At 71.1% G+C, this 23,501-nt stretch carries 21 protein-coding genes and 1 pseudogene; 9 read left to right on the top strand and 13 right to left on the bottom strand.

The features are described 5' to 3' along the window. The 4 genes from Q0L11_RS18195 to Q0L11_RS18210 form a co-directional block, all read left to right on the top strand. Window positions 1-1,082 (top strand): class I SAM-dependent methyltransferase (locus tag Q0L11_RS18195; protein WP_296599110.1); only part of this gene is annotated, 1,082 nt, incomplete at its 5' end. Next, on the top strand, window positions 1,082-1,609 hold the full coding sequence (locus tag Q0L11_RS18200) for a dTDP-4-dehydrorhamnose 3,5-epimerase family protein (protein ID WP_296599112.1): 528 nt from the start codon (window positions 1,082-1,084) through the stop codon (window positions 1,607-1,609). The genes Q0L11_RS18195 and Q0L11_RS18200, both read left to right, overlap by 1 nt. A 2-nt stretch (window positions 1,610-1,611) precedes the next feature. Next, window positions 1,612-2,559 (top strand): NAD(P)-dependent oxidoreductase, encoded by a 948-nt coding sequence (locus Q0L11_RS18205; protein ID WP_296599113.1) that lies wholly within the window; start codon window positions 1,612-1,614, stop codon window positions 2,557-2,559. A 26-nt stretch (window positions 2,560-2,585) separates the two neighbouring features. Continuing rightward, window positions 2,586-3,203 carry a CatB-related O-acetyltransferase gene (locus tag Q0L11_RS18210; protein WP_296599114.1) on the top strand — a complete coding sequence of 206 codons (618 nt, stop codon included), beginning with the start codon at window positions 2,586-2,588 and terminating at the stop codon, window positions 3,201-3,203. Here Q0L11_RS18210 and Q0L11_RS18215 read toward each other — a convergent pair. From Q0L11_RS18215 to Q0L11_RS18225, 3 genes are read right to left on the bottom strand one after another with little or no spacing between them, the layout of a single operon-like run. Next, on the bottom strand, window positions 3,200-5,482 hold the full coding sequence (locus Q0L11_RS18215) for a tetratricopeptide repeat protein (RefSeq protein ID WP_296599115.1): 2,283 nt from the start codon (window positions 5,480-5,482) through the stop codon (window positions 3,200-3,202). The two genes, Q0L11_RS18210 and Q0L11_RS18215, sit on opposite strands and share 4 nt — an antisense overlap. A gap of 34 nt (window positions 5,483-5,516) precedes the next feature. Next, window positions 5,517-5,807 carry a SemiSWEET family sugar transporter gene (locus tag Q0L11_RS18220; protein WP_296599116.1) on the bottom strand — a complete coding sequence of 97 codons (291 nt, stop codon included), beginning with the start codon at window positions 5,805-5,807 and terminating at the stop codon, window positions 5,517-5,519. 5 nt (window positions 5,808-5,812) lie between these two features. Then, window positions 5,813-6,463, bottom strand: coding sequence for a sensor histidine kinase (locus Q0L11_RS18225; RefSeq protein ID WP_296599117.1), 651 nt, complete (start codon window positions 6,461-6,463; stop codon window positions 5,813-5,815). Between the two features lie 183 nt (window positions 6,464-6,646). On the opposite strand from Q0L11_RS18225, the gene purD reads away from it, so the two are divergent. Then, window positions 6,647-7,912 carry a phosphoribosylamine--glycine ligase gene (purD, locus tag Q0L11_RS18230; protein ID WP_296599118.1) on the top strand — a complete coding sequence of 422 codons (1,266 nt, stop codon included), beginning with the start codon at window positions 6,647-6,649 and terminating at the stop codon, window positions 7,910-7,912. An 8-nt stretch (window positions 7,913-7,920) separates the two neighbouring features. Here the strand turns inward: purD and Q0L11_RS18235 are convergent, their stop codons facing one another. Then, window positions 7,921-9,993, bottom strand: coding sequence for a M13 family metallopeptidase (locus tag Q0L11_RS18235; RefSeq protein ID WP_296599119.1), 2,073 nt, complete (start codon window positions 9,991-9,993; stop codon window positions 7,921-7,923). Window positions 9,994-10,058: 65 nt separating this feature from the next. After that, on the bottom strand, window positions 10,059-10,490 hold the full coding sequence (locus tag Q0L11_RS18240; RefSeq protein WP_296599120.1) for an SRPBCC domain-containing protein: 432 nt from the start codon (window positions 10,488-10,490) through the stop codon (window positions 10,059-10,061). Between the two features lie 115 nt (window positions 10,491-10,605). Here Q0L11_RS18240 and Q0L11_RS18245 point away from each other — a divergent pair, with 115 nt between their 5' ends. The 3 genes from Q0L11_RS18245 (at window position 10,606) to Q0L11_RS18255 (ending at window position 15,019) form a co-directional block, all read left to right on the top strand. Further along, complete coding sequence (locus tag Q0L11_RS18245) at window positions 10,606-11,688, top strand: phosphotransferase family protein (RefSeq protein ID WP_296599121.1); 1,083 nt, start codon at window positions 10,606-10,608, stop codon at window positions 11,686-11,688. A 99-nt stretch (window positions 11,689-11,787) separates the two neighbouring features. After that, entirely contained in the window at window positions 11,788-13,392 is a 1,605-nt protein-coding gene (locus Q0L11_RS18250; RefSeq protein ID WP_296599122.1) for a carboxylesterase family protein, read from the top strand. Between the two features lie 13 nt (window positions 13,393-13,405). After that, complete coding sequence (locus tag Q0L11_RS18255; RefSeq protein WP_296599123.1) at window positions 13,406-15,019, top strand: carboxylesterase family protein; 1,614 nt, start codon at window positions 13,406-13,408, stop codon at window positions 15,017-15,019. On the opposite strand, the gene lpxK is transcribed toward Q0L11_RS18255, so the two are convergent. From lpxK to Q0L11_RS18295, 8 genes are all read right to left on the bottom strand, one after another. Further along, complete coding sequence (gene lpxK, locus Q0L11_RS18260) at window positions 15,016-16,008, bottom strand: tetraacyldisaccharide 4'-kinase (protein WP_296599124.1); 993 nt, start codon at window positions 16,006-16,008, stop codon at window positions 15,016-15,018. The genes Q0L11_RS18255 and lpxK overlap by 4 nt on opposite strands. Next, window positions 16,005-17,252 (bottom strand): 3-deoxy-D-manno-octulosonic acid transferase, encoded by a 1,248-nt coding sequence (locus Q0L11_RS18265; RefSeq protein WP_296599125.1) that lies wholly within the window; start codon window positions 17,250-17,252, stop codon window positions 16,005-16,007. Before Q0L11_RS18265 ends, lpxK begins: the two co-directional genes overlap by 4 nt. Beyond that, window positions 17,249-18,232: a cation diffusion facilitator family transporter gene (locus Q0L11_RS18270; protein ID WP_296599126.1), complete on the bottom strand. Its 984-nt coding sequence runs from the start codon at window positions 18,230-18,232 to the stop codon at window positions 17,249-17,251. Before Q0L11_RS18270 ends, Q0L11_RS18265 begins: the two co-directional genes overlap by 4 nt. Window positions 18,233-18,243: 11 nt before the next feature. Then, a complete protein-coding gene (locus tag Q0L11_RS18275) occupies window positions 18,244-18,966 on the bottom strand; it encodes a lysophospholipid acyltransferase family protein (protein ID WP_296599127.1) in 723 nt (240 codons plus the stop codon). After that, window positions 18,963-20,753: an ABC transporter transmembrane domain-containing protein gene (locus Q0L11_RS18280; protein WP_296599128.1), complete on the bottom strand. Its 1,791-nt coding sequence runs from the start codon at window positions 20,751-20,753 to the stop codon at window positions 18,963-18,965. Before Q0L11_RS18280 ends, Q0L11_RS18275 begins: the two co-directional genes overlap by 4 nt. A 103-nt stretch (window positions 20,754-20,856) precedes the next feature. After that, window positions 20,857-21,330, bottom strand: a complete 474-nt coding sequence (locus Q0L11_RS18285) for a GatB/YqeY domain-containing protein (RefSeq protein WP_296599129.1) — start codon at window positions 21,328-21,330, stop codon at window positions 20,857-20,859. A gap of 482 nt (window positions 21,331-21,812) precedes the next feature. Then, complete coding sequence (locus Q0L11_RS18290; RefSeq protein ID WP_296599130.1) at window positions 21,813-22,061, bottom strand: hypothetical protein; 249 nt, start codon at window positions 22,059-22,061, stop codon at window positions 21,813-21,815. A gap of 155 nt (window positions 22,062-22,216) precedes the next feature. After that, window positions 22,217-22,870 (bottom strand): hypothetical protein, encoded by a 654-nt coding sequence (locus Q0L11_RS18295; RefSeq protein ID WP_296599132.1) that lies wholly within the window; start codon window positions 22,868-22,870, stop codon window positions 22,217-22,219. 248 nt (window positions 22,871-23,118) lie between these two features. Between Q0L11_RS18295 and Q0L11_RS18300 the strand changes: the two are divergent. Then, window positions 23,119-23,501: pseudogene (locus Q0L11_RS18300) on the top strand (hypothetical protein); the annotation flags it as partial.

Here is a 23,501-nt window from a genome sequence, read left to right on the forward strand (position 1 = left end):
GCTTCCTGGTGCAGGCCGATCACGACGTGCCGGCCGAGGCGATCTTCGACGAGGGTTACGCCTATTTCTCGTCGTTCTCGCCGGGATGGGTGGAGCACGCGCGTCGCTACGCCGAGGCGATGATCGAGCGGTTTGGGCTGGGGCCCGAAAGCCTCGTCGTCGAGGTGGCCAGCAACGACGGCTATCTGCTGAAGCACTTCGTGGCGCGGGACGTGCCCGTCCTGGGTATCGAGCCCACCGCGAACACGGCGGAGGCGGCGCGGGCGGTTGGCGTCCGCACCGACGTGGTGTTCTTCAACGCCGAGACCGGCCAGGCATTGGCGGCGCGGGGCGACCGGGCCGACCTGATGGCGGCCAACAACGTCCTGGCCCACGTGCCGGATCTGAACGCCTTCATCGCCGGCTTCCCCCACGTGCTGAAGCCTCAGGGGGTGCTGACGTTCGAGTTCCCCCACCTGCTGAACCTGATCGAGCTGGTGCAGTTCGACACCATCTACCACGAGCACTACTCGTACCTGTCGCTGCTGGCGGTGGAGCAGGTGCTAGGCGCGCACGGCCTGCGCATCTTCGACGTGGAACGACTGCCCACGCATGGCGGCTCGTTGCGCCTGTTCTGCTGCCATCAGGCGGCTGGGTACGAAGAGACCGATGGCCTGCGCGCCGTCCGCTCCGCCGAAGCCGAGGCCGGACTGCACCGGGCCGAGACCTACGACGGCTTCACCGCGCGCGTCGAAGCCGTGCGTGACAGCTTCCTGGCCTTCCTTGCGGCCGCCAGGGACGACGGCAAGGTGATCGCCGCCTACGGCGCCGCGGCCAAGGGGAACACCTTCCTCAACTACTGCGGAGTGGGCGCGGGCGACCTCCTGGAGGCCTACGACGCCAACCCTGCCAAGCAGGGGCGCTATCTCCCGGGCAGCCATGTTCCGATCCGGGCGCCGGACGCAGTGAAAGCTTCGCGGCCGGACTATGTACTGATCCTGCCGTGGAACCTGAAGGACGAGATCACCCGTCAACTCGCCTTCATCGCCGACTGGGGCGGTCGCTTCGTGGTGGCTTCGCCGGTCACGCGGGTGCTGGACTGATGCGCTTCATTCCCACGCAGATCGCCGGCGTGGTGCGCGTAGACGCCGATCCGCGCAGCGACGAGCGGGGTCTGTTCGCGCGGCTGCACTGTCCTGAGGAATTTGCGGCCGCCGGCATCCCGTTCGAGCCCGCCCAGACCAGCGTCTCCCGGAACCCGCGGCCGCACACCCTGCGAGGCATGCACTACCAGCCGGCCCCGCATGGCGAGACCAAGCTGGTGCGCGTCACGCGTGGGCGGATTTTCGACGTGGCCATCGACCTTCGGCCCGCCAGTCCCACCTTTCGCCGCTGGACCGCCGCCGAACTCTCGGCCGAGAACCTGGCGGCGCTGTTCATTCCGGAAGGGATCGCGCACGGCTTCCTGACGCTGGAACCCGACACCGACGTCGTCTACCAGATCGCCCCCGCCTATCGGCCGGGCCACGAAGCGGGCGTGCGATGGGACGACCCTGCGTTCGCGATCGCATGGCCCGCGGCGCCCGCCCTGATCTCGGACCGCGACGCGGCCTACCCGGACCACGGCTAGCCATGGCGGCGAAGGTCCTCATGACGGGTGGAAGCTCGTTCACCGGTGTCTGGATCGCCGAAGCGCTGGCGCAGGCCGGCTTCGAAGTGGTCGCGCCCCTGCTTCGCCCGCGCGAGGGCTACGACGGGGTCCGGCTGGACCGGGTGGTCCGTCTGGAGAAGGCGGCCGTCGTCACCTATGGCCGGGCCTTCGGATCGCAGGCGCTGCTCGACGATATCCGCGCCGCCAAGCCGGACGTTCTCGTCCATCATGCCGCGCACATCACCGGCTATCGCAGCCCCGACTTCGATCCCGTCGACGCGCTGGCGCGGAACACGGCGGGCGCGCGCGAGGTGCTGCAGACGGTACGGCGCGCCGGCGGGCGCCTGATGATCGTGACCGGCAGTGTCTTCGAAGCCGGCGAGGGCGGGGGAGAAGAGCCCGGGGCGGTGACGCCTTACGGTCTCTCCAAGACGCTGACGACCGCGGCCTTCGACTATTGGACGCGGGAAACGGGCCTGGCGTTCGGGCGGTTTGTGATCCCCAGCCCCTATGGGGTCCTGGAGGAGCGCCGCTTCGGCTGGCACCTCTTCCGTAGCTGGTTCGCCGGCGAGACGCCCCTGGTCCGCACACCGCTCTATGTCCGTGACCATCTGGCCGCGCCCCAGCTTGCCCGGGGGTACGCGGAATATGTCGCCGCGTCCCTGGTCGCCGAGGCCCTCCCCGCGCCGGCGCGACCGTCGGGCTGGATCGCTCCCCAGGGAGACTTGGCGCTCAAGGTGGCGGCCGAAGCTGGTCGACGCCTGGGGCGGGAGTGCCCCGTGGAGCTTGGCCAGCAGGCGCGGTTCGATGAGCCGCGGGTGCGCGTAAACGACCAGCCGCAATGGGGCGCGGGCTGGGATGAGACGGCGTTTTGGGATGCCTATGTCGAATGGTACGCTGGCCTACATCGGGCCGGCGCGCTCAACTGAAATCACAGGCTTAGAGCGAGGCGCGCGTGGCGGGCAATCAGCCGGTCCTGACCCGGGACTCCATGAAGGTCCACGTCGAGGCCGGTCGTCTCGTGGTCGGGCCCCACACCTACGGCTCGCCGCTGCTGCGCTATTGGGCCTCTCCCGGTGGCGTTGTCTGCCGCATCGGGGACTACACTTCGATCGCGGACAACGTGCAGATTTTCATGGGCGGCTACCATCGGCACGATTGGGTGACGAGCTACCCGTTTCCCGCGTTTCCTGAATGGGGCGCGCCGCGGAACCTCGGCCATGCTGTCGGCCGTGGCGACCTGCAGATCGGCAACGACGTATGGCTCAGCAGTCACTGCACGCTCATGGCGGGCGTGAAGGTGGGGGACGGGGCCGTCGTGGCGGCTCACGCTGTGGTGACGAAGGACGTCCCGCCGTATGCGATCGTGGCCGGAAACCCGGCGCGCATCGTGAGGTACCGCTTCGGGCAGGAACTCATCGACGCGCTGTTGGAGATCGCCTGGTGGAACTGGCCCGAACAGCGGGTGCGCGAATACCTGCCGCTGATGCTTTCGCGGGGCGTGCAGGCTTTCATCGACCAGGCTCGGGCGCGGCCATGGACGCCGCCAGGGCCGGCGCCACAGCGGGACTAGGCCCGAACGGCGCGTTCCACCGCATCGTAGAAGTCGGCGGCCCAGGCCACGCTCTGGCCTAGCGGGCTGGACCGCATCCGCTCGCGCATGGTGGAGCGAAGCTCGGCGATCCGGGCGTGGTCGTTGCCCAGCTTCACGGCCGCCTCGACATAGCCCTCCACCGTCTCGGAGCAGAGGTCCGCGAGGCCGACGTTACTCAGCACCGACCAGCTTAGCCGCTCGTAAGGCGCTGGGCCCCTGAGGCTCACGCACGGCGCGCCCATCCACATCGACTCGCACGTCGTGGTGCCGCCCGTCTGCGGGAAGGTGTCGAGGCTGATGTCCATGCGGTTGTAGTGGGGCAGGTGCGCGCCACGGACCGCTTCGAACTCGATGCGGTCGCCGGCAATGCCCTCCGCCGCGAAGGCGGCCCGCAGGTTGGCCTGGAAGGCTGGCGAACTTCCCTCCGGCCGGATGAACAGGAAGTGCGAGCCAGGGCAGCGCGCCATGATCCGGCCCCAGGCCCTTAGCCCGTCGCGCGTGTATTTGTGCGGCTGGTTGGCGGTGCCGAAGGTGACGTAGCCGTTGCGGGCCACGGGCGGCTGCGGATCGCAGGCCGGCTGGTCGCGGAACGCCGAGGGGCTCAGCGGATACCAGGCGTGCTTCAGCATCAGCGGCTTCTCGATCAGCATGCGCGGATCGGGCGGGGCGATGAACGGATCGCAGACGAAGTAGTCGATGGTCTCCAGGCCGGCCGAATGCGGATAACCCAGCCAGCTCGCCTGCTTCGGCGCCGGTCGATAGGCCATCACTTCCAGCTTGTTCATGTGGGTGGAGCCGCCCAGTTCGATCAGCATGTCGAGCTGGTCGCTGGCGATCCGCTCGGCCGCATCGGCCGACGTGATGTTGGGCCACCAGCGGTAGGCCGAGACCTTGGAGGTGATCAGCTTCTGCGCGGCGTCGGCCTCTTCACCCACGTAGTAGGAATAGACGAACACCTCGAAGCGTTCGTGGTCGATGTGCTCGAACAACGGCAGGGCGAAATAGCCGACCGGATGAAGGCGCAGGTCGGACGACATGAACCCCAGGCGGATCTTGCCGCCGGCCGGACGAGGCGGCGGGCGCTTGATCTTGCGCCGGGCCGCCGCGGCGTCGACCTGGCGGCCCCAGATCCGATGCTGTTCGACCAGTTCGAGGCGGTCTTCGTCGCTTCGCACCTGGCTCATCTGCTTCATGAGGGCGGTGTGGCGATTGTTGGCGGCCCAGCCGCGGCCGAGCGTGCGGAAGTCGCCGATCTGGTCCTGGGCGTCGAAGTCGCAGACGCGGCCCAAGGTCTCCCAGACGATCTTGTTCGCCACATCCGAAAACTCGGCCTTGCGCGGCAGCAGGCGTTTGGCGAGCTGATAGGCCTTCTCGATATTTCCGCCTTCGTCGCCGCTGCGATTGCGCTCGTAGCCCTCGATCAGAGAGACGGCGTAGTCGAGCCTGTCGGGCTCGGCCTGCACCGCCTTTTCGAAGTGGGCGTTCGACAGCGCGCGGTCGCGGTCGGCGTAGAGCGACCCCAGTTGATGGTGCAGCCAGCCCGCGTCGGGATTGGCCGGCAGCAGGGCCTTCAGGAACTGCTCGGTCCGGGCCAGGTCGCCGGACCGGCGGAGCACAGACGCCTTGGCTTCCAGCAGCCTCTGTTCGCCGGGATTTGCCGCCAATGCCTTATCAAGGGCCTCTAGGGCCTCGGCGATGCGGAATTCGTCGCTCAAGGTCCCGGCTATATCCAGCCAGCAGTCGATCAGGTCCCGCTTGAGGGCGACGGCTTGCCGGAATCGCACCAGGCCGGGCTCGATCCGTCCCTGCTTGGTGAGGCACCGGCCGAGCTGACGCTGGAATTCAGCGTTGCGTGGTTCCAGGCGGACGAGCTTGCTGAATACGGCCTCGGCCCGCGCGGCTGCGCCCAGATCGAGCAGGACGTTGCCAAGGTTCTGCTGGGCCGGCAGCTTCTTGGGTTCGAGCTTTACTGCCTGTTCGAGGACCGGAACGGCGTCCGCCTGGCGCTTCAGCTTCCGCAGCAGCACGCCCCGGGTGTTGAGCAAATCGTAGTCGCGCGGATAGCGGGCGAGGCCCTGGCCGGCGAACGCCTCGCCTTCCGGGTAGCGCCCGGCGCCGAACAGTTGCGCGGCCAGAATGCGATAAACCTGCGCCGGCCTTGCGGGATCGTCGGTCACGGCGGCGATCAGGTGATCGATCGCCTCGCCTGCGCGTCCCGAATTCAACGCCGCCTGCGCTGCCGCCAACCGATCCGTCATTCCACTACCTTCAGGCCACCCGCCCGCGATGCACTTACGGCCCCGGCTCGTTCGTGGCTAGTCCGGCGGCCGTCGCGTAGCGCCATTTGAGGGCGAGGATGGCGCCGGAGAGGGCGAGGCAAACGACGTTCGACGCGGCCACCGGCCAGCTCCCGATCATCAGGCCATAGGCGATCCACAGCGAGAAGCCGGTCACCGTGACGGCGTACATCTTCAGCGACACGGAGGAAGCGTCGCGCTCGCGCACGATCTTGGCGATCTGCGGGACGAAGCTGGTCATCGAGCACAGGGCGGCGCCCGTGCCCACAAAGTCTGCCGGAGACATCGGGCTCAGGCCCGGAGCGGTTGAGTTTCCATGGGCACGCTAACGACATGGCGCAGTCCGGGTTGCGCAGCGTCCGTCTCGAGCCGGCCGCGCAGTTGCTGCGCCATGAGCTGGACCACGGTCAGGCCGAAGCCGCTTCGAGCCCCTTCGCCAGCCATGCCCACGCCATCGTCATCGACGGCGAGGTCGAAGCCGGTCTCGGTGCGCCGCAGCGAGACGCGGATCCGTCCCTGGCGTCCGTCGGGGTAGGCGTGCCGGAGCGCGTTGCCCACCATCTCGCTGACCAGAAGCGCCATGGGCGCGGCCTGCCGCCCCGGGATGCTGACCACGTCGAGGTCGAGATCGATGTCTACGCCCTCGCGCCCTGCCGAGCCGGCCAGCTCGCCGACGATCTCGCGCACCAGGGCGGCGACCTCGACCTGCTCGGCCCCCTCCAACCAGGACACATGGCGATGGGACACGCTGACGGCGGCGACCCGCTGCTGAACAGCCTTCAGGGCCTGCCGTGCGGCATCGTCGGACGCCCGCCGGCCCTGCAGCAGGACGATGGAGGAAATGAGCTGTAGCGTGTTCTTCACGCGGTGCTCGACCTCGCGGGCACGTTCAGCCTGCCGCTCAAGCGCCTGTTCGGCGCTCTCGTTATCTGGATCGGCCATCCCGTCTCCCGTCGTCTGGCCAGTCGTCAACCTATCATATCCAAGGTTTGCCGCCTTGAGGTTGCGACGTCGCGCCGCTTTCGCGTAACGTGATGCGGCGGGTTGCAGAAGGGCGAACGCGACCCGGTGCATCCTTGCCGCGCGGCTTGACCGGGACGGTGCGCCGCGCCAAAGCCGCCCTCCATGAACATCCTTCTCGTGGGCTCGGGTGGACGCGAACACGCGCTGGCCTGGAAGATCGCGGCCTCGCCGCTGGTGACGCGCTTCGTGGCGGCGCCCGGCAATCCCGGAATGGCCGCCCAGTGCGAGCTGCGCGGCGTGGCTGCGACGGACGTCGCGGGCCTCGTCGGCCTGGCGAAGGAGATCGCGGCTGACCTCGTGGTGATCGGTCCCGAAACGGCGGTGGACGCGGGCCTGGGCGATGCGCTGGCCGCTGCTGGGATCGCCTGCTTCGGACCCAGCGCCCAGGCGGGGCAGCTCGAGAGCTCGAAGGCCTTCACCAAGGCCTTCTGCGACCGCTACGGCCTGCCGACCTCGGCTTACGCCGTGTGCGAGAGCGCGGCCGAAGCGAAGACCGCGCTCGATCGGTTCGAGCCGCCGTACGTGATCAAGGCCGACGGTCTGGCGGCCGGGAAGGGCGTGGTCATCGCCCCGGAACGCGCCGAGGCCGAGGCCGCGATCGACGACGCCTTCGGCGGCCGGTTCGGCGCGGCCGGTGCGCGCGTGGTGATCGAGGAGTTCCTGGAGGGCGAGATCGGCTCGCTGTTCGCCCTGTGCGACGGCAAGGACTCGATGGTGTTCGGCTGGGCGCAGGACCACAAGCGCGCCTTCGACGGCGAGCAGGGTCCCAACACCGGCGGCATGGGCACCTATTCGCCCGCGCCGGTCTTCACGCCCGAGTTGGTGGAACAGGTCCGCACGCGTCTCGTCGAGCCGGCGTTCGCCGGCATCGCGGCAGATGGCGCGCCCTATCGAGGGGTGCTGTTCGTCGAGCTGATGGCCACGAAGCACGGGCCGAAGCTGGTGGAGTTCAACGTCCGCTTCGGGGATCCGGAGTGCCAGGTGTTGATGCTGCGGCTGGAAAGCGACCTCGTCCCTTACCTGCAGGCCTGCGCGGAGGGCCGGCTGTCGCAGATGCCGCCGCCGGTGTGGAGCGACGAGTCGGCGGTCTGCGTGGTCGTGGCGGCCAAGGGCTATCCGGGCACGCCGGCCGCAGGCGGCGAGATTCGCGGGACCGAGGCCAACTTCGGCGCCGGGCAAGTAGTCTTCCACGCCGGCACGAAGCGCGACGCCGAGGGCGTCCTGCGCGCGGCGGGCGGCCGGGTGCTGAACGTCTGCGCGCGCGGCGCCACGCTGCGGGAGGCGCGTGACCGGGCGTATGCGGCGGTCGACGCCATCGATTTCGCCGACGGCTTCTGCCGCCGCGACATCGGCTGGCGAGCGCTTTAGCCCGCGGACTACCAGACGCGGACGCGGCGGTCCGGCGGCAGGTACATCTTCTGGCCGGGCTTCACGTCGAACGCGGCGTACCAGGCGTCGACGTTGCGGACCTCGGCGCTGCGCCACTCGTTGGGCGAGTGCGGATCGGTCAGGAGCTGCTGGCGTAGCGCATTCTCCCGCTGCAGCGAGCGGTGGGTCTGGGCGAACGACATGAAGAAGCGCTGGTCGCCGGTCAGCCCGCCCAGCACCGGCGCCGGCCTGCCGCCCAGCGAGGCGTGGTAGGCGTCGTAGGCCATGGCCAGGCCGGCCAGGTCGCCGATGTTCTCGCCGAGGGTGAGCCGGCCGTTGATGTGCAGTCCGGGCAGCGGCTCATAGGCGTCGTACTGCGCCGCGAGGCCCGCCGCGGCGGCCTGGAACTTCGCCAGGTCCTGGGGCGTCCACCAGTTATTGAGCGCGCCCTTCTCGTCGAACTTCGAGCCCTGGTCGTCGAACTGGTGGCTGATCTCGTGGCCGATCACCCGGCCGATGGCGCCGTAGTTCACGGCGGGGTCGGCGTTGGGGTCGAAGTTCGGCGGCTGAAGGTAGCCGGCCGGGAACATCACCTTGATCAGCACGGAGTTGGACTGGGCGTTGATCGTCTGCGGGTTCATCGACCACTCGCTGCGGTCCACGGGCCGGCCCAGTTTCCCGAGCTGCCGGGCGCGGTCGAAGGCCTGGGCGCGGAGGAGGTTTCCGAACCCGTCGCTGGCGACGACCTCGAGTCGGGAATAGTCCCGCAGGGGCTGTTGGCCGCCCACCTCGACACGAAGGTTCTGGAGCTTGGCCAGCGCGCGGGCCTTCGTCTGGGGCGTCATCCAGTCCAGCGCCCGGATACGCTTGGCCATCGCCAGCTTCAGGTTGCGCGTCATGTCGGTGATCTGGGCGCGCGAGGCTGGCGGGAAGTGGCGCTGCAGGTAGATCTCGCCCACCGCCTGACCGAGGGCGCGGTCGGTCTGGATCACAGCCGTCTTCCAGGCCGCCGGCATCTCGGGCGTGCCCGACAGCACGCGGCCGTTGTAGTCGAAGTCCTCCTCGCGGAAGGCCTTCGGGCCGATGGGCGCGAAGTTGCGGATCGCGCGGAAGGCCAGGTAGTCGCGCCAGTCCGCCAGGGGAACGTCGGCGGCGGCCGCGGCGGCGGCCGCGGTCGCTTCGGGCTGGTTGACGATCCACACCGACTGGCCGTCCAGACCGGCGGCTTTCAGGTAGGCGTCCCAGTCCACGCCCGGTGCGCGGGCGGCGAAGTCGGCGCGGGTGAAGGGATTGTAGCGCTTCTCGGCCTCGCGGTTGGCGACCCGCGTGCGATGGCCCCGCGCGATCCGCTCCTCAAGGGCGTAGACCCGGCCCGCGCGACCCTCCGCGTCGTCGAAGCCGACTAGCGCGAACATCCTGGTCAGGTGCGCCTTGTAGGCCTGCCGCGCCTTCACGTTCGCCGGGGCGTCGACCAGATAGTAGTCGCGGTCGGGGAGGCCGATGCCGCCCTGGGTGAAGCCGGAGACGTATCGGTCGGGCTGCTTGATATCGACCGCGACGCCGCTGGCCAGCGGGCTGGGCGGCAGGGGCTGCGACCCGTTGGGGTTCGGGAGCTGGGCCCAGGAGAGCAAGGCCAGCTCGCGCGCGAGGTCGGCAGGCGTCGCGATGGCCGCGATGCGGGCCAGTTCCGGCTTCAGCGGCTCGGTTCCGCGGCGCTCCAGGCCGGGCTCGTCGATCCAGGCGGCGTAGTAGTCGGCGATCTTGCGGCCGTTCGCCGTGCCCAGCGCGCCGGCGCTCTCCATGATCGCGCGGGTGCGGGCCTGGGTGTTCTCGTTGATCCGGGCGCCCGCCCCCCAGCTCGATCGGTCGGGCGGGATCGTGGCCGTCTTCAACCAGGCGCCGCTCACATGACGGAAGAAGTCGTCGCCGGGAGCGACCGCGGGATCGACCGCCGCCAGGTCGATGCCGAAGTCGCCGTACTCGGTCTTGCCCTTCATGGCCGCGGCCAGCGCGGCGGGCGCGGCGCCCATCGCCGGCGTGGCCAGCAGCGCGGCGCCGAGCGCCCTTCGCGTGAACGTCATGACCTGAAACTCCCCGACTCCCGGCGAGAGTGCGCCGCCGCCGGGCGCGCCGCAACGTTGCTCGATCAGGACTCCGCAACCGCCCGCAGCCGGGGCAGCGCAACGCTGTGCCAGGCCTGGCCCAGGCCGCCCCGCACGTTCTCGGTCTCCTGCTCCTCGAACTGGTCCCAGCCCGAATGGACCAGGCGGACATGGGTCCCGCCCGGGATGTTGCGCAGGCGGATGTCCACGAAGGTGTCGGGCACGTCGGGGAAGCCCCACGAGAAGCTGAGGCGGCGCGGCGCATCCAGCACTTCGACCCGGCAGGCGATGGCGCCCGTCACGTCGCCCGCGTCGCGGCGCGCGCGGTCGGGCTGCAGGTAAAAGATGTGCCCCGGCTCGGCGCGGAATCGCAGGCAACCCATCCACTGCACGACCTGGGCGGGGTCGGTCAGGGCCTGCCACACGCGCTCCCGGGGGGCTGCGATCTCGATGATCGACTGGACGTCCTCGACCATCCCTGCGCTGTGCGGGGCGGGCGCGTTCGCGTCAAGCGCCGCGGCTCGCGCCTTGCTCCCGCAGGGGCCGGGTCGCTAAAAGGGTTCAAACAACTGTACGAAGCGAGGGAACGCCATGTCCGTAACCGCCGACGTCGCCGCCGAACAGGCACGGGAACAGGCCAACACGGGCACGAAGGAGGTTGCCGAGACCCATCGCTTCGACGAGGGCGCGCTCGAGGCCTGGATGAAGGCCAACGTCGAGGGGTACGCCGGGCCGCTGGAGGTTCGCCAGTTCAAGGGCGGGCAGTCCAACCCGACCTACCAGCTCATCACGCCGGCCAAGAAGTACGTCCTGCGCCGCAAGCCGCCGGGCAAGCTGCTGCCGTCCGCCCACGCGGTGGATCGCGAGTTCAAGGTGATTTCGGCGCTCTATCCGACCGGCTTCCCGGTCGCGCGCCCCTACGGGCTGTGCACAGACGACGGCGTCATCGGCACCTGGTTCTACGTGATGGAGATGGTCGAGGGCCGGATCCTCTGGGACCAGAGCCTGCCCGCCTACCAGCCGGCCGAGCGCAACGCGATCTTCAAGGCCAAGATCAAGACCCTCGCCGACCTGCACAACACCGACTACGTCAAGGTGGGCCTGGAGGACTACGGCAAGCCGGGCAACTACATGATCCGGCAGGTGGACCGCTGGACCAAGCAGTACAAGGCCTCCGAGACCAAGCACATCCCCGAGGTCGAGAAGCTGATCGACTGGCTGCCCAAGTCGGCGCCGCCGCAGGAGCGCACCTCGATCGTCCACGGCGACTACCGCCTCGACAACATGATCTTCCACCCCACCGAGTCCCGCGTGATCGCGGTGCTGGACTGGGAGCTGGGCACGCTGGGCGAGCCGCTGGCCGACTTCACCTACGTGCTTATGAACTGGGTGAACGGCACGATCTCGACCCTGCCCGACCTGAAGGCCCACGGCATCCCCACCCTGGACGAGGCCGTGGCCTACTACTGCAGCCTGACGGGCCGGGAAGGGATCAAGGACCTGGACTGGTACTTCTCGTACAACGCGTTCCGCCTCGTGGGCATCCTGCAGGGCATCCTGGGGCGGGTGCGCGATGGCACGGCCAACCACCCCGACGCCGCCAACATGGGACCGCGGGTGCAGAGCCTGGCCGAGATGAGCTGGGCCTACGCGCAGCGCGCTGGGGCCGACTGATCGCCGGCGTCGATTTTTCGTAAGTTGGGTATGGATTCTCGCTGAGCTCCCGCGTATCGACGGGCCGATAACGGCTGTCTGAACAGCGGGAGGACGCTCATGGCCCACAATCGCCGCGCCATTCTGGCCGGCGCGTCCCTGGCCTTGTTCGGAGGTGGCCTGGCGCCGACCGCCGCGCAGGCCACTCGCGCCGAACCGATCGCCACGACCGCCTCGGGCAAGGTGCGTGGCGCCTGGAATCGCGAGGTTGCGGTCTTCAAGGGCGTGCCCTACGGCGGACCGACGGCCGGCTCCGGGCGGTTCAGACCGCCGCAGCCCGTGCGGCCCTGGAGCGGTGTTCGCGACGCCCTGGCGTTCGGCGCGTCCTCGCCGCAGGGGCAGCCCGCCGCCAGCGCCCGCGCCGAAAGACCGCGCAACTCGCTGAACGACCAGCCGATCAGCGACGACTGCCTGTTCCTCAACGTCTGGACGCGCGGCCTGGCCGACGGCAAGCGCCGGCCGGTCATGGTTTGGCTGCATGGCGGCGGCTTCAGCGCCGGGACGGGGTCCTGGCCGTCCACCGACGGGACCCGCCTCGCCGAGCGCGGCGACGTCGTCGTCGTCACCCTGAACCATCGGCTCAGCGCGTTCGGGTTCCTCTACCTCGCGGATCTGGGCGGCGCGGAGTTCGCCGATTCCGGCAACGCGGGCATGCTCGACATCGTCCAGGCGCTGCGCTGGGTGAAGCAGAACATCGCGGCGTTCGGCGGCGATCCCGGTAACGTCACCATCTTCGGCGAGTCCGGCGGCGGTGCGAAGGTCAGCGTCCTGATGGGGATGCCGGCCGCCAGGGGCCTGTTCCATCGCGCGATCGTGCAGAGCGGAGCCCACCTCACGGGGCTCGGCCGTGAAGAGGCGACCGAGAACGCCCGCCTGGTCATGAAGGCGCTGGACCTGGCGCCGGGGGGGGTGGGCAAGCTGCAGGCGGCGCCGATCGACGCCCTGCTGGGCGCGATCATCACCGCCCAGCGGACGCCGGGCCGAACGCCCGCCAGCTTCAGTCCCGTCATGGATGGCCGCAGCCTGCCCGCCCATCCCTGGCTCGACGGCGCGCCCGCGATCTCGGCCCACGTGCCGGTCCTGATCGGCTCGACGCGGACCGAGACGACGCTGCTGGTCGGCGCGGCGGACCCGTCGACGTTCGAGCTCGACGCCGTGAGCCTGCGCGCCAAGCTGGGCCCCTGGCTGAAGGGCGCGGACATGGAGGCGGTCATCACCGCGTTCCAGGCGGCCGACCCCAAGGCGACGCCCAGCGACCTGTTCTTCGCCATCACCACCGACCTGCGCGTGCGCAAGCAGTCCTGGGCGCTGGCGGACCGGAAGGCGGCCCAGGGGGGCGCGCCGGTCTGGATGTACGAGCTGCACTTCGACCAGTCGGCCCGGATGCGCTCCCCGCACGCGATGGACGTACCCCTGGTGTTCGACAATCCACCCGCGGGCGCGATCCCGGGGACCACCGAGGTCGCCGCCGCCATGGCCTCCACCTGGGTCGCCTTCGCGCGACACGGCGATCCCAACAACGCGGCCGTGCCGAAGTGGCCCGCCTACACCGCCGGCGATCACACGGCGATGCTGTTCGAACCCAGGCCGCGCCTGGCACACCACTGGCGCGACGACGAGCGCGCGGCGCTGGCGGCCCTGCCCGTCATGCGTGTCGATCGCTAGGAGGATGCCGACGATGACCTTCAACCGACGTGCGCTGCTGGGCGCCTCGCTCGCGGCCGGCGCCCTGGTGATGCCGCGCCGCGCTTCGGCCGTCACGGCGGAGGCGCTGTTCCCCGTCGTCGAGACGGCGCAGGGCAAGCTTCGGGGGATGACCGCGGGCGGCGTCAGCATGTTCAAAGGCGTACGCTATGCCTACGACACATCCGGACGTAGACGCTTCATGCCGCCCGCCGCGCCGCCGAAATGGGCCGGGGTGCGCGACGCCTACGCCTACGGCCAGGTTGCGCCGCAGATGCCGAACAGCCGGGTCAACGCCTATGGCGGGCTGATCATGTTCGACATCCAGCCGGGTGGGATGGGCGAGGACTGCCTCGTGCTGAACCTCTGGACAAAGACGCTGGACCGCGGGGCGAAGCGGCCGGTGCTGGTGCACATCCACGGCGGCGGCTTCTACGGCGGCTCGGGCAATTCGCCGGGCTTCGACGGCGAGGATATGGCCCGGTTCGGCGACTGCGTCGTCATCACGATCAACCACCGGCTAGGGGCGTTCGGTTACCTGAATCTCGCCGACTCCGGCCCCGACTTCGCCCGCTCGGGCACAGTCGGGATGATGGACATCGTCGCAGCGCTGGCCTGGGTTAAGGAGAACGTCGAAGGCTTCGGCGGCGACCCGAACCGCGTGCTGGTCTTCGGCCAGTCGGGCGGTGGGGCCAAGACAAGCATCCTCATGTCCATGCCCTCGGCCAAGGGCCTGTTCCACCGCGCTGGCGTCATGAGCGGCTCGACGCTGCGTCTCGCCACGGCCGAGCAGGCGCAGGCCGGGGCCGCTGCCTTCCTGAAGCAGCTCGGCCTCACCAAGGCCGACACGAAGACCCTGCAGTCGCTGCCCTACGAGACGCTGCTGGCGGCGCAGGCGACCCTGGAGGCGGCCGACCGCGCCAAGGGCGAGGCGCCGCGCTCGTTCTCCCCCTCGATCGACGGCGTCGTCCTGCCCAGCCACCCGTTCGATCCGGCGGCGCCGGCGGTCTCGGCCGACGTGCCGATGATCGTTTCGACCGTTATCGACGAGCGGGCGTACCGGATGGGGAACTTCAACCTCGACGAGGCGGGCCTGCGCGCCTTCATCGCGCGGCGGGTGGGCGAGGGCCGGGCCGACGAAGTGACGGCGCTCTATCGGCAGGACGACCCGAAGGCGACGCCCTTCGTCCTGCAGGCGCGGTTCGACAGCGACGAGACGTTCCGCAAGGGCGCGCTGATCCAGGCCGAGCGGAAGGCGGCGCAGGGCGCGGCGCCGGTCTGGAGCTACTACTGGACCCGGCCCAGTCCGGCCTACTCGGGCCGCTACGGCGCACCGCACGGCAGCGACGTCGGGCCTAGCCTGCACGATGTGCGCGGCGGGCTGAACGAGACGGGCCCGGTCAGCATCCGGCTTGCCGACGAGTTGGCCTCGGCCTGGGTGTCGTTCGCCGCCACCGGCAATCCGAACAACCCGCGCCTGCCCAACTGGCCGGCCTACAAGGTTCCGGAGCGGGCGACGCTGATCCTGGGCGAGACGACGCGGATCGAGAACGACCCCCGCGCGGCCTTCCGCAGGTTCTGGGAGAAGGAACCGCCGCGCGGGCTTTAGCCGACGGTCCGCCCAAGCAGTGCGTCGAGCGCCGGTTCGTCATCGAACACGGCGCGGACCGGCCAGGCGGCAATGCGGTCGCGCCAGGCGGCGGGCAGGCGGGCCCAGTCCTTCTCGGTGGTGATCAGCGTCGCGCCGAACTGGGCCGCGCGCTCGGCGAGGCGGTTCAGTGTCGCCTCGCCGTAGGGGTGGTGGTCCGGAAAGGGCCAGAAGTCCTTGAGGTCGCCGCCGGCGGCCTGGAGCGCGCGCTCGACCTTCCACGGCTTGCCCACGCCCGCGAAGCCGACCAGCGGTCCAGGCGGCGGCGGGGCGGCGGGCGCCAGCCGGGCGACGAGGACGGGGACGGCGGCGAGGGCGCGCAGCAGCCCGGGGTCCGGCGCCGCCAGGTCGGCGGGCAGCAGGATCACGGCGGCGTCGGCGCGGGCCAGGCCGGTCGCGAGCGGCTCGCGCATCGGGCCGGCTGGGAAGACGCGGCCGTCGCCGAAGGGCCACTCGTCGTTGCGGGTCTCGCCGTCCACCACGAGCAGGGACAGGGTCTTGCGGAGCGAAGGGTTCTGGTGGCCGTCGTCCATGACGATTCCGCGGACACCGGCCTTCGCGGCCGCCAGGGCGCCGGCGGCGCGATCCCGGGCGATCCAGACGGGCAGGTCGCGGGCCAGCATCAGCGGCTCGTCGCCGACGTCGGCGGCGGCGTGCGTCGCCGGATCGACCTGGAGCGGCCCTGCGAGCGCGCCGCCGTAGCCGCGGGACAGCACCGCGGCGCCCAGGCGTCGGGCGATCTCGCGGACCACCGGGGTCTTGCCGGTGCCGCCCACGGTGAGGTTCCCGACGCAGATCACGGGCACGCCGGGATCGACGGCCCGGCCGCGGGCGATGCGCCGAGCGGTGGCCGCGGCCCAAATCCACGAGAGGGGGGTCAGCAGCAGGCGGGCGACAGCGCCGGTCTTGCCGTCGCGCGTGTACCACCAGCGGGGCGTCGAGAGCTTCATGCCGGCAGCAGCGGGTCGAGGAGCGCCAGCGCCTGGTCCAGCGCCTCGCCCTGGCGCCCGGCGTAGGCGAGAGCCGCCTCGCCCATGCGGCGCGCGATGGCGGGGTTCTCCAGCAGGCCGCGCAGGTGGCGGGTGAGCGCCGGGTCGTCGGCGGCCTCGATGGCGGCGGCTTCGGCGAACAGGTCGGCGTAGAGCGCGGTGGCGTTGAAGGCGTGCGGGCCCGTGAGGATGGGCCGGCCGATGCGGGCGGGCTCCAACGGGTTGTGGCCGCCCACGCCGGACAGGAAGGCGCCGCCCATCACCACCACGTCGGCCAGCCGGAAGAAGAGGCCGAGCTCGCCCAGGGTGTCGGCCACGTAGATCGGGCCGGTGGGGTCCTGGCCGGCCGTGCGCAGGGGCGCGGCGAACTCGCGGGCGAGGCCGGGGCCGCGGTCGGGATGGCGCGGGGCGACGATCAACAGGGCGTCGTCGCGGCCGAGGTCGCGGAACGCCCGGACGACGATGGCTTCCTCGCCGGGGTGGGTGCTGGCGGCCAGCACCACCTTGCGGCCGGCGACGGCGGCGCGCATGCGTCCGAGCTCGGCCTCGTCCACCGCCAGCGGCTCGCCCAGCAGCTTCAGGTTCAGGCGCGGGCCCGGGATCGCGCCCAGGCGGCGCAGGCGGGCGTCCGTGGCCTCGTCCTGCGGCAGCGCCAGGTCAAAGGCGCCGACGAGGGCGCGGGCGGCCGCGGGCCACTTCGCCCAGCGCTCGGCGCTGGCCTCGGTCATGCGCGCGGAGACCAGCGCCAGGCGCACGCCGCGGCCCTTGGCCTCGAGGATCAGGTTGGGCCAGAGCTCGCTCTCCACGAAGACGCCCAGCGACGGCGTCCAGTGGTCGAGGAACCGGCGGACCGCGGCGGGGCCGTCGACCGGGGCGAACTGGTGCGTGACGCCCGGCGGCAGGCGGCGGGCCATCATATCGGCGGCGGTCACGGTGCCCGAGGTGACCAGCAGGCGCAGGTAGGGCCGGCGCGCGCGCAGCGCCGAGACCAGGGGCAGAAGCGACATGGTCTCGCCGACGCTGACGCCGTGGAGCCAGACCACCGGGCCGACGGGCCGCGGCGTGTCGGTGCGGCCCAGGCGTTCGGCGAGGCGCGCGGGGTCTTCCTTGCCGCGCCGGGCGCGGCGTCGCAGGAGGGCGGGCGCGAAGGGCTCCAGCAGGCCCGTCGCCGCGCCGTAGAGCGCGAGCGGCAGGGGTCGGGTCACACCACCTCGGCGGGGGCGAGGCGGCAGGTGTGGGCCGCGTCGGTCTCGACCTGCAGCGTGGCGTGGCCGATGCGGAAGCGCTTCTCCAGGCCCTCGCAGGCCTGGTGCAGGAAGCCGTCGGCGTCGGTGTTGCGCGGCCGCAGGATGTGGGCGGTCATGGCGGTCTCGGTGGTCGAGATCGCCCAGACGTGCAGGTCGTGGACGTCTTCGACGCCGGGCAGGCCGGCGAGGTAGCTGCGCACGGCGTCCACGTCGATGCCCCGCGGCGCCGCGTCCATGGCGAGGTCCATGGAGTCGCGCAGCAGGCTCCACGTGCCCAACACGATGACACCGGCGATCACCAGGCTGAGCGTCGGGTCGATCCAGAGGACGCCGGTGCGGGCCATGATGAAGGCGCCGGCCACGACGGCGAGCGAGACGCCGGCGTCGGCCGCCATGTGCAGGAAGGCGCCACGGACGTTCAGGTCGTCGTGGCTGCCGCGCATGAACAGCATGGCGGTCGCGCCGTTGATCAGCACGCCCAGGCTGGCGGTCAGCATGACGATGTCCGAGTCGATGCGGGCCGGCGCGTTCAGGCGGTGGATGGCCTCGGAGACGATGGCGCCGACCGCGACGAGCAGGAGGATGGCGTTGGCGAGGGAGGCCAGGATGGTGCCCTTGCGCAGGCCGTAGGTGCGACGCCCGGCCGGCGCGCGGCGGGCCAGGACCGTGGCGCCCCAGGCCAGCAGCAGGGACAGGACGTCGGACAGGTTGTGGCCGGCGTCGGCCAGCAGGGCGAGGGAGCCCGTCCACAGGCCCGCCGCGGTCTCCGCCGCCACGAACGCGGTGTTGAGGACGACGCCGATGGCGAAGGCGCGGCCCATGTTGGCCGGCGCGTGATGATGGTGGCCCCCGCCGTGGTGATGGCCGTGATCGTGGCCATGGCGCTCGTGCCCGCCGTGGTCGTGCCCGTGGTCGTGATCGTGCGCGTCGTGGGCCATGGGGCTATGTCTCACCGACCGCCCTGGCGATCAATCCGGCCGACCAGCGCCTCGGCGCGGCGGGTGGCGGCCGAGAGCCTGGCCGACCAGTCTTCGACCAGGCTGGCGATCTTCGCGTCATCCGCGTCGGACGGCACGTACAGCGGGCCTTCCCAGACCACGGCGCCGCGGCCGAAGGGCGCGGCGAACATCACCTTGTCCCAGGTCCTCTCGAGCTGCCAGGCGGGGTTGGCGGCTATGCCCATCAGGTAGACGGCTTGGCCCGAGCGGCGGGCGATCTGCAGCGAGCCGGCGGCGATCACCTCGTTGGGGCCGCGCGGGCCGTCGGGGGTGACCACCAGCGCGCCGCCGCCGGCCACCCAGTTTGTCGCCTCGCGGATCGCCGCCACGGCCTGCCGCGCCTTGGCCGCGTCGCCCCGCTTGGCCGAGGAGACGCGGATGGCCGGGAAGCCCGACATGTCCAGCGCGCGGGCGATGAACTCGCCGTCGGCCGAGGGGGAGATCAGGCACTTGGTGCGCTTGCGCCACCACTGCGGGGCGGTGGCGAGGCAGAGCGGGATGCGGCCGTGCCAGAAGAGGGCGATGGCGCCCTTGGCGTCGTCGACCAGCGCCGGCTCGACGCAGGCGACGTTCTCGTGCCGCCAGCGCAAAGTGCGCAGGACGAGGCGCAGGTAGGTTCCCAGCACCCAGCCGAGGAAGGCCTGGACGCCGTCGGAGCGGAGGAAGGCCTTCACGCGGCGGGCTCCGCCTCCAGGTCCTGGCCCCCGAGGTCCTGGGTCTGCGCCAGACGGGCGTAGAGGCCGCGCTGCTTCACGAGGCCCGCATGGTCGCCGGTCTCGACGATGGCGCCCTTGTCGACGACGTAGATCCGGTCGGCGCCGCGGACGGTCGACAGCCGGTGGGCGATGAGGATGGTGGTCCGCCCCGCCATCAACCGCTTCAGCGCCGCCTGCACCTGGGCCTCGCTCTCGGTGTCGAGGGCGCTGGTGGCCTCGTCGAGCAGCAGGATCGGCGCGTCCTTGAGGAAGGCGCGGGCGATGGCGATGCGCTGGCGCTGGCCGCCCGACAGGCGCGCGCCGGCTTCGCCCACCAGGGCGTCGTAGCCGTCGGGCAGGTCGCCGATGAAGTCGTGCGCGGCGGCGGCCCGGGCGGCGGCCTCCACCTCGGCCGGGGACGCGTCGGGGCGGGCGTAGGCGATGTTGGCGCGGATCGTGTCGTCGAACAGGAACGGCTCCTGGGTGACGAGGGCGATCTGGTCGCGCAGGGAGCCGAGGGTCAGGTCGCGCACGTCGTGGCCGTCCAGCGTCACGCGGCCGGCCGTCACGTCGTAGAAGCGCGGGATCAGGTTGAGGATCGTGCTCTTGCCGCCGCCCGACGGGCCGACCAGGGCGACGGTCTCGCCGCGGCGGGCCTCCAGGCTGACCCCGTCCAGCGCCGGCGCGCCGGTCCCGCCATAGCTGAAGCCCACGTCTTCGAAGCGGATCAGGCCCTCGACCTCGCCCACCGGCCGGGCGCCGGGCCGCTCGCGCACCTCGGGCTCGACGTCGAGGGCGGCGAACAGACGGCGGGCGGCCGACATGCCCTCGGCGAAGACGGTCTGCAGGTTGGCGAGCTGGCGCAGCGCCTGGCTGGCCATGGTCAGCGCGGCGACGAAGGAGAAGAACGCGCCGGCGTTCATCTCGCCATGCTGCGCCCGCCAGCCGGCGTAGGCGAAGACGATGGCCACGATCAGGGTCATCAAGAGCTCGGTGGCCGGCGCGGCCCGGGCCCGGGCGTTGGCGCCCTTGGTGAGGTGGTCCTGGCGGCGGCGGACCACCTCGGCCACGCGGGCCTCCTCGTGCGCCTCCCGGTTTTCCAGCTTCACGACCCGGACGCCGTCCAGGCTCTCCATGATCGCCGACGAGAGGGCGGAGGTCTCCTGCATGGCGCCCTTGGCCGCCTTGGTCGTGCGCTTGGAGAAGCGGCGCATGATGCCGCCGGCGATCGGCACGGCGGCCAGCAGCACCAGCGACAGCATCCAGTCGTTGCCGATCATCACGACCAGTGCGCCCAGGAAGATCAGGGCGTTCTGGGTGTAGTTGACCACGCCCGCGGTGGCGGCCTCGCGGATCAGGCCGGCGTCGTACAGCACCGAGGAGACGTAGGCGCCGGAGTGCTGGCTGCGCAGGTGGGCGAGATCGGCGCGGACCAACTTGCCGAAGAGCTGGACCTGGACGTCGCCAACCACAGCGTTGCCGATGCGGTTGACGAGGGTGGCCTGCGTCACCTGCGCCACCGTGCGCGCGAGCGCCAGCGCTGCGATCGTCAGCGGCAGCACCAGCAGCGCGCCGGGCTTCTTGAAGACCAGCAGGTCGTTGGTGGCCGGCTCGATGATCTGCACGAGGCGGGCGCTGCAATAGGCCACCACGACGGCAGCCAGCATCGCCACCGTCCAGCCCTTCCAGCGCGGCGCCATGTAGATGCGCGCCACCCGGGCGATCAGCGCGCGGGCGGACAGCTCCGGCTGGGCTGGCTCGCTCATGGGGCTGGGATCGGACGTTGCGGGCGCGGCGTCAAGCGGGCGGGCGGTGGAGGGCTGGGCTTTGGGCGGCGGGCGAGGGATCGATCAAAGGCGCGTCCCTCATCTAGCCCCTGGCCAATGCGCTGGCGGCCTTGCCGTCATACTGGCCGCCGAAGCTCGCCTTCAGGTGCGCCATGATCGTCCCGACGTTGGCGCCGGGGTTCTGGGCCCGGAAATCGTCGATGGCCTGGCGCAGTTCCGATTCCGTCATCTGCTTGGGGCTGTACGAGGACAGGATCGCCAGTTCGGTTTCGGCCGCTTGGGTGCGCTCGTCGAGCTTGGACCCATCGCCGCCGGCCTTGAGCAGGCGCGCGCGCTCGCTGGCGAGGTTCTCCAGCGTCAGTTTCGTGTTCTTCAGGAACTTCGCGACGGTCGCGGCGACCTTTTCGTCCGTGACCTCCGTCACGCCGCGCTTGAACTCCTCGGTCGTGATCTGCGTCGCCTCGCCGATCAGTGTGGTGAGAAGGTCGGCCTTCAGGCGGTCGCTCACCCTGCGCGCCGCCAGTTGGTCAGCCTTGAGCTCGTCGAGCAAAGCCATATCGGCGTCCTTTCAATTCACTACTGGGTCGTGTTGTAGACGGGGAAACGCGCCGGCGTGCAACGCCGCCGTCGCGCCGTGGCGCGACCTCAGCCGGCTCCCCCCGCCATTCGTCCGCTCTCCAGCCACCCGGCGAATGTCCGGTCTGAAGCGCGGTGCAGACTTCGGCGTTCGACCCTTGGGGGATGCTCCTCCTCTCCCCCCGCGAAGCGAGAGGGGAGAGGGTAGGGTGAGGGGCGACGCTGGGCGTTCGGCTGGCAGGACGGCCCAGCCACGATCCGCGGCGACGTTCGAGACCTGCGCGATGCTGGCGTAAGGGCGAGCGCCTTCGGTGGGTTCTGGCTGAACCCGGAGCGGCGGCGGCATCTCACGTGCCGCCCCTCACCCTACCCTCTCCCCTCTCTTCCCCCGGCTTACAGCCGGGGTCGGGGGGAGAGGAGGGGGTGTCCGCTCATCACCCAGCTCGGACATTCGAGGCGCTCTCACCGCCCCTCAAGCACGTCTTCCAGCTCGGCGATGGCGGCGGCGACCTCGGCCTCGTCGTCGGCGTAGACGCCGTCCCAGACCATCTTGAAGAAGGGGTTGGGCTGGAGCGCGCGGTCGGCGTCGTGGCGGGTCTTCCAGGCCTGCAGGCGGGCGAGCAGGTCGCGCAGGGCCGCGGGGTCGGCGTCTGCGGCGCCGCGGTGGTCGCGCCACCACGCCAGATCGCCGGGAAGGCCCATCAGCCGCATCGCCGCCATCTCCGAGAGGACGTGCGCACTTTGGACGGACGCGCCGCCCCTTTCCAGTCCCGTGCGGGTGGAATCCGGACGCGCCTGTGCGCGGGCGGAGGGGCTCCGTCCGTTGGTTGGGCAGGGGATGGGCGCGCGCGCCCAGCGGGGAACGGTCAGGCCGAGCTGGGCCGGGCGAGGGGCGGGGCCCGCGCCGGGGCGAGCGGCGGAAGCCTGAGCGCCGTGGCGCCGCCCATGAGCTGGGATCGTCGGGCGCCCGCGCCGGGATCGGGTGCGAGCAGCGGCAGGGCCAAAGGCCGGTTGGGCGGCGTCGTGGCCGGCCGAGAGCCCGCCAACCGCTGGAGCGACGGCGCAGCCGGTGTCCCGGTCGCAAATCCCGCCAGCGCGGCGCCGGCGTCGAGATCGCGGCGGATGTGGGCGAGGCAAGTTTCGACGGCCTCGTGCACGGCCTCTTCGTCGAGGTCTTCGGCGCCCAGCAGGACCTCGAGGTCTTCCAGCGCTTCGTCGCTGTCGACGGATTCGTATTCGTTCCAGCCAGTGCGTTCGGCCGGCGGCCGGGGTGGGCCGTCCGCGACGGTCGCGGCGGTGGGGCGCGGGGCGGCGGCGGGTGCGGGGCGCGGCTCCTGCCACAGCCGCATTTCGAGGGCGATCGCCTGGCGGATGGCGCGCGAGACGCGGTGGTAGGCGAGGCCGAGCTGCGCCTGGGTCTGGGCGTCCTCGGTGGCGAGCAGCGCGTCGCTCAGCCGGCGGGCCATGACGAGGCCGGTCTCCGCCAGTTCCGCCAGCACGCGGCCGTGCCGCTCACGCATGTCGCCTTCCATGGTCATGAACAAAAGAAGAACATAAGCGCGGCAAAGTGTCAAGCTTTGCTCTCGCTGTCCGTGAGCGCCACGACCCTATGGCTGCGCCGCCGGCTTCGATCCGGGGCCCGCCGGTGAGGTCTCCCTCTCGATTAGCGGGGAGATGAGCTGACGCGCGCGTCCGCCGCTCCCCACCGTCGCCATCCCTATTCCAACCGGGGCCGGCATCCCCATCTGGAGCGGGGACGGAGGGGCGGATGGTGGTCATTCTGACGGGCCTGGTGCTGGCGATGCTCTGGTGCGGGCTGGACTCGGTGATCGGGCGGGCCTTGCGGCGGTGGCTGGTGGAGACGCCGGCGGCGTTGCTGGTGCGGCTGAACCGCTGGCAGGTCGGCGCGCTTGTGTTGGCGGTGCTGGCGCTGGTGGGGGCGATGGCGGCGTTCGACGGGAACGGCGAGGGGCTGCGGCTGGCCGGCTCCAGCATCGCGGAGGGCGCGGGCTGGTTCATCGCCTTCGACGTCGGGACCTGGATCGAGGCCTATGCAGCGATCCTGCTGCTGGGGATGACGCGCCAGGGACGAGCGGCCCTGACGCAGGCGCGCACGCTGGCGGCGGCCGTGGTCCGCCGGCTGGCGCGGGC

The organism is Phenylobacterium sp., assembly GCF_024508875.1.
In the GTDB taxonomy this organism is placed as follows: Bacteria; Pseudomonadota; Alphaproteobacteria; order Caulobacterales; family Caulobacteraceae; genus Phenylobacterium.

Excerpts from the sequence above, each read along its gene's own strand:
- Q0L11_RS18200 (WP_296599112.1), top strand. The coding sequence starts at position 1,082 with ATGCGCTTCATTCCCACGCAGATCGCCGGCGTGGTGCGCGTAGACGCC.
- Q0L11_RS18205 (WP_296599113.1), top strand. The coding sequence starts at position 1,612 with ATGGCGGCGAAGGTCCTCATGACGGGTGGAAGCTCGTTCACCGGTGTC.
- Q0L11_RS18215 (WP_296599115.1), bottom strand. The coding sequence starts at position 5,482 with ATGACGGATCGGTTGGCGGCAGCGCAGGCGGCGTTGAATTCGGGACGC.
- Q0L11_RS18220 (WP_296599116.1), bottom strand. The coding sequence starts at position 5,807 with ATGTCTCCGGCAGACTTTGTGGGCACGGGCGCCGCCCTGTGCTCGATG.
- Q0L11_RS18225 (WP_296599117.1), bottom strand. The coding sequence starts at position 6,463 with ATGGCCGATCCAGATAACGAGAGCGCCGAACAGGCGCTTGAGCGGCAG.
- purD (WP_296599118.1), top strand. The coding sequence starts at position 6,647 with ATGAACATCCTTCTCGTGGGCTCGGGTGGACGCGAACACGCGCTGGCC.
- Q0L11_RS18235 (WP_296599119.1), bottom strand. The coding sequence starts at position 9,993 with ATGACGTTCACGCGAAGGGCGCTCGGCGCCGCGCTGCTGGCCACGCCG.
- Q0L11_RS18240 (WP_296599120.1), bottom strand. The coding sequence starts at position 10,490 with ATGGTCGAGGACGTCCAGTCGATCATCGAGATCGCAGCCCCCCGGGAG.
- Q0L11_RS18245 (WP_296599121.1), top strand. The coding sequence starts at position 10,606 with ATGTCCGTAACCGCCGACGTCGCCGCCGAACAGGCACGGGAACAGGCC.
- Q0L11_RS18250 (WP_296599122.1), top strand. The coding sequence starts at position 11,788 with ATGGCCCACAATCGCCGCGCCATTCTGGCCGGCGCGTCCCTGGCCTTG.
- Q0L11_RS18255 (WP_296599123.1), top strand. The coding sequence starts at position 13,406 with ATGACCTTCAACCGACGTGCGCTGCTGGGCGCCTCGCTCGCGGCCGGC.
- lpxK (WP_296599124.1), bottom strand. The coding sequence starts at position 16,008 with ATGAAGCTCTCGACGCCCCGCTGGTGGTACACGCGCGACGGCAAGACC.
- Q0L11_RS18270 (WP_296599126.1), bottom strand. The coding sequence starts at position 18,232 with ATGGCCCACGACGCGCACGATCACGACCACGGGCACGACCACGGCGGG.
- Q0L11_RS18280 (WP_296599128.1), bottom strand. The coding sequence starts at position 20,753 with ATGAGCGAGCCAGCCCAGCCGGAGCTGTCCGCCCGCGCGCTGATCGCC.
- Q0L11_RS18285 (WP_296599129.1), bottom strand. The coding sequence starts at position 21,330 with ATGGCTTTGCTCGACGAGCTCAAGGCTGACCAACTGGCGGCGCGCAGG.
- Q0L11_RS18290 (WP_296599130.1), bottom strand. The coding sequence starts at position 22,061 with ATGCGGCTGATGGGCCTTCCCGGCGATCTGGCGTGGTGGCGCGACCAC.
- Q0L11_RS18295 (WP_296599132.1), bottom strand. The coding sequence starts at position 22,870 with ATGCGTGAGCGGCACGGCCGCGTGCTGGCGGAACTGGCGGAGACCGGC.